The 4,717-nt window shown below is 71.6% G+C and carries 4 protein-coding genes; all 4 read left to right on the forward strand.

The genetic code is table 11. From position 1 onward, the window contains the following. Positions 1–930, forward strand: a 930-nt coding sequence (locus V6M42_RS09115; RefSeq protein ID WP_332678276.1) for an electron transfer flavoprotein-ubiquinone oxidoreductase, incomplete at its 5' end; no start/stop codon positions are given. 68 nt (positions 931–998) lie between these two features. Beyond that, positions 999–2,885: a tetratricopeptide repeat protein gene (locus V6M42_RS09120; RefSeq protein ID WP_332678277.1), complete on the forward strand. Its 1,887-nt coding sequence runs from the start codon at positions 999–1,001 to the stop codon at positions 2,883–2,885. A gap of 3 nt (positions 2,886–2,888) precedes the next feature. Continuing rightward, entirely contained in the window at positions 2,889–3,755 is an 867-nt protein-coding gene (locus V6M42_RS09125) for a 4-(cytidine 5'-diphospho)-2-C-methyl-D-erythritol kinase (RefSeq protein ID WP_332678278.1), read from the forward strand. A 118-nt stretch (positions 3,756–3,873) separates the two neighbouring features. Beyond that, positions 3,874–4,717, forward strand: an 844-nt coding sequence (locus V6M42_RS09130; protein WP_332678279.1) for a fasciclin domain-containing protein, incomplete at its 3' end; no start/stop codon positions are given.

Consider the following 4,717-nt stretch of genomic DNA (forward strand, 5'->3'; position numbering starts at 1 on the left):
GGCGGCGGCAGCTTCCTCTACCATTTCGGCGATCGTTACGTGGCCATCGGCTACGTCGTGCACCTGAACTACAAGAACCCCTTCCTGTCGCCGTTCGACGAGTTCCAGCGCTTCAAGCACCACCCTTCGATCGCCGAGCATCTGGAGGGCGGGACCCGCATCTCCTACGGCGCCCGCGCCATCACCGAGGGCGGCTTCCAGTCGGTGCCGAAGCTGAGCTTCCCCGGCGGCGTCCTGATCGGCTGTTCGGCCGGCTTCGTGAACGTCCCGCGCATCAAGGGCAGCCACAACGCCATGAAGACCGGCATGCTGGCCGCCGACGCCGCCTATGACGCCGTCATGGCCGGGCGCTCGGGCGACCGGCTGGTCGAATACCAGACGGCCTACGAGAACAGCTGGGTCTACAGGGAGCTGAAACAGGTCCGGAACGCCAAGCCGTATCTGTCGAAGCTGGGCACGACCCTGGGCGGGGCGGCGGGCCTGTTCGACATGTGGTTCTCGTCGATCTTCGGCGTGAATCTTCCGTGGACGCTGACGCACGGGAAGACGGACGCCGGATCGACCGAAAAGGCCGCGAAGCACAAGCCGATCGCCTATCCGAAGCCGGACGGGAAGCTGTCGTTCGACAAGCTGTCGTCGGTCTTCATCTCCAACACCAACCATGCCGAGGAACAGCCGGCCCACCTGAAGCTGCTGGACCCGTCGGTCCCGATCCGGGTGAATCTGCCGCTCTACGGCGAGCCGGCGCGGCTCTACTGCCCCGCGGGCGTGTACGAGGTGCTGTACGACGAGGCGGGGGCCAATCCGCGCTTCCAGATCAACGCCCAGAACTGCGTCCACTGCAAAACCTGCGACATCAAGGACCCGTCGCAGAACATCGTCTGGACCACGCCCGAAGGCGGCGGCGGCCCCAACTATCCGAACATGTAGCGGCCAATTCTTTCCGGGAGCAGGCGTGGGGCCTTGTCGTCGCCGCATAATCCGGTGAGGGTTCCATCATGCGCCTTTCCCGCCTTGCTTCTCTCCTGACCGGTTGCGCCGCCCTGGCCCTGTCCGCGCCTGCGTTCGCGCAGGATGCGCCGGTCATCCTGGATCCGCCGCTCAACGCGCCGGAGCGGCAAACGCCCGGCCCCGTCCTCATTCCCGGCGTGGATGCCGTGCCGCCGGAGGAGCTTCACCCGCCCATGGTGGTCCCGGCGGAAGAGCCGCCCGTCGAGCCGGCGGAGCCGGCCGCGCCGCCCATCCCGGCGATCTGGGCCCCCGTGCCCGTCGACGCCTCGGGCCAGTCCGCCTACGGCCTCTATCTGGCCGGTCGCCTGGCCAGCATCCGCGGCGACCGGGCGGCGGGTTCCGAACTCCTGGGCGACGCCCACGCCCTGGCGCCCGAGCAGCCCGCCCTTGGCGAGGAGGCCTTCCGGTCCGGACTGTTCTCCGGCGACATCGGCGAGGTGGCGCGCCTGACGCCGACGGTCGCGGCCACGCCCGATCTGGCCGAGGCGGGGCGGTTGATCGAACTGATCCAGGCCCTGCGTTCCGGAGAACCGCGCCAGAGTCTCGCGCTGCTGACCCTGCGCCCCTTTGCCGAACCCTTCCGCGCCGCCGCGCGCTATCTGACGCCGGTCGTCGCCGGTGCGGCGGGGGACTGGGACACCGCCCTGAAAGCGGTCGAGACGCCGCCGACCGACCCCGCAGGCCTTATCCTGCACCAGCAGCGTGCAGGCCTGCTCGAAAGCCGTCGGCGCTTCGCCGAGGCCGACGCCGAGTACAGGATCCTGATGGCCGCTCCCGGCGGCGCCCTGTTGTTCGCCCTGGACTACGCCGAATTCCTTGAGCGGCAGGGGCGGCGGGACGAGGCCCTGGCCATTTACGACGCCGCCCTGACCGGCGGAAATCCCAACTCCCAGGCGCTGTTGGCCCGGGCGCGTGTCCTGGCGCGCGGCCGGGCGCCGGCTGAGCCGACCACCCTGGAACGCGCCGCCGACGCCCTCGAGTTCGCGGCCCTGCAGACCAGTCTGAACGAGGCGTGGGAGCTGTCGGCGATTTACCTGCGTATGGCCGACAGCCTGCACCCTGCCGACCGGATCAGCCTTCAGCTGGGCCAGGCGCTGGCCTCCGGCCGACAGCCCCAATCGAGCCTGGCGCGTGAGGCCTTCCTGCGCGTCGGCCAGGCGGATCCCATCACCTATGCGCGGGCGCAGTTCGGTCTGGCCGGGACCTTGGACTCGCAAGGGGATCCCGAGGGTGCGCTGGAAGCCCTCCGCCGCGCCGACGCCGCCGCCGCCGACCAGCCCGCCTTCGCCTACGCCCTCGCCGTCCATCTTCAGGGCATGGGCCGGAACGAGGACGCGCTGGCGGTCCTCAACCGGCCGACCATCAATGTCGCGACGCAGGCGAGCGAGTTCCGCTTTCTGCGCGGCGCCGTGCTGGAAAACCTGAACCGGATCGACGAGGCCGAGGCCGAGCTGTGGGCGGCGCTGCAAGCCAAGCCGAACGACCCGGCCATCCTCAACTATCTCGGCTACATGTGGGTCGACAGCGGTCGCCGCGTGGCCGAAGGCGCCGAAATGCTGGCCCGGGCGCATGCGGCCGATCCCCAGAACGGCAACATCCAGGACTCCCTCGGCTGGGCCCAGTTCCGGCAGGGTCAGTACGACATCGCCGTCCAGACGCTCGAGGAAGCGGTCGGCAAGGAGCCGGGCAACGCCGAGATCGTCGACCACCTCGGCGACGCCTACTGGCAGGTCGGACGTCGGCGCGAGGCCGAATGGCAGTGGAACCGGGTGCTGACGCTCGAACCGGACGCCCCCCGCCGCGCCGAGGTGGAGCAGAAGCTGGTGCGGGGTCTGGCCGAGCCGGCCCCGCTGCCCGGCGGCGGCCAGCCCTGAGGCATGGCGCCGGTCCGCATTCTCGCTCCAGCCAAGGTCAATCTGTTCCTGCATGTCGGACCTGTGGGGGCGGACGGCTATCACCCGCTCTCCAGCCTTGTCGCGTTCGCGGACATCGGCGACAGCGTCACGGTTGAGGCGGCCGGGCGCCTGTCGCTCACCGTGACGGGTCCCTTCGCCAAGGGCCTGGACGACGCCGGCGACAACCTCATCTTCAATGCCCTGCGCGCGCTGGGTCAGGTGGCCGGCGGCGGCGAACCGCCCCTGGCCGCCGCCCTGGACAAACAGCTCCCCATCGCCGCGGGTCTGGGCGGCGGTTCCTCCGACGCCGGCGCCGCGCTCAAGGCCGCCCGCGATCTGCTCGACCTGGCGCTCGACGACGATGCGCTGGCCGGGATCGCCGCCGCCGTCGGCGCTGACGGCCCCATGTGCCTGCACGCCCGCGCGGCCTGGGCCGAGGGCCGGGGCGACCGCCTGACCTTCGAACCGCGCCTGCCGCCCCTGCCGGCCCTGCTGATCAATCCGGGCGTCCCGTCGCCCACCGGGGCCGTGTACCGGGCGTACGACGAGGCCGGGGCAGGCGGCGCCGACCGGCCCGACCCGCCGGCGAACTGGACCGCGGGGTCGGTTATCCGCTGGCTCGCAGATCAGCGAAACGACCTCGAGGGCCCCGCTGTCTCGCTCCAGCCCGCCATCGCCGCAGCCCTGTCGGAGGCCCGGCGGCTTCCCGGCGTCCGGCTTGTCCGCATGTCCGGCTCGGGCGCCACCGTCTTCGCCCTGTTCGACACGGCGGAACAGGCCGCGCAAGCCGCCGGGCGCCTGACGAAGGTCCGTCCCGACTGGTGGGTGAGGGCCGCGACCCTGCGCTAGGCGCCCGTCCTGATGGAACTTGAGACCCCTCCCGCGTCTTTCAGGGGGCAGGTTTCGTGTACCTCCGGCCGCACCTCCCTCCCTTTGCGGCCATCCGCCCAAGGAAAGGGATTTCGCCATGCTTCGCCTTCGTTTGCTGACCGCAACCGCCGCGGCCGCCCTTCTCGCGGCGCCCGCCCTGGCCCAGACCGCCCCGACGCCGCCGCCTCCATCGCCGGTTCCGGCCGCGCCGACGACCGCAGCGCCGGCCATGCCCGCGCCGGCCGCCACGTCCGCAGAACCCGCCGACGAAGCGACCCCCGCCCCGCAGACACCGACGGCACAGGTTCCCGCCGCCGCCCCGGCGCAGGCGGCCGGGCCCGCGACGCCCGCGGCGGCCGGCAATGTCATCGACGTCCTGACCGGCCAAGGCAATTTCACCACCCTGCTGGCGGCGCTCAACCAGGCCCAGCTGAGCGACACCCTCAGGTCGCGCCCCGCGATTACGATTTTCGCCCCGACGGACGAGGCCTTCGCCGCCCTGCCCGAGGCCGAGCGCACCCGGCTGATGGATCCCGCCAACGCCGGGGAGCTGCGCAACCTGCTGCTCTATCATGTGATCGTCGCCGACGTTTCGTCGTCCCAGATCACGGGAACCCGGGGCGGCGTCCCGACCGCCAACCGCACGCGCGTCCTGCTCGACGGCACGGGCGAGGGCCTGCGTATCGACGGCGCGATGATCACCCGGGCCGACATCGACGCCTCCAACGGGTCCATCTTCGCGATCGACAAGGTCCTGGACCCGGCCCGGTCCATGGCTCCCCCGGAAACGACGGCTGCCGCGCCCGCCGCCGACGGGGCCACGGCCACGACGCGCCCCGCCGCGCCCGGGACGACCGCGCCGAACGGCCAGCCCGCCGCGACGACGACCACGATCGCCTCACCGCCGGTGCCCAATCCGACGGACGGACAGGTCGACCGGC

It is taken from the genome of Brevundimonas sp. (assembly GCF_036677305.1).
Classification (GTDB): domain Bacteria; phylum Pseudomonadota; class Alphaproteobacteria; order Caulobacterales; family Caulobacteraceae; genus Brevundimonas.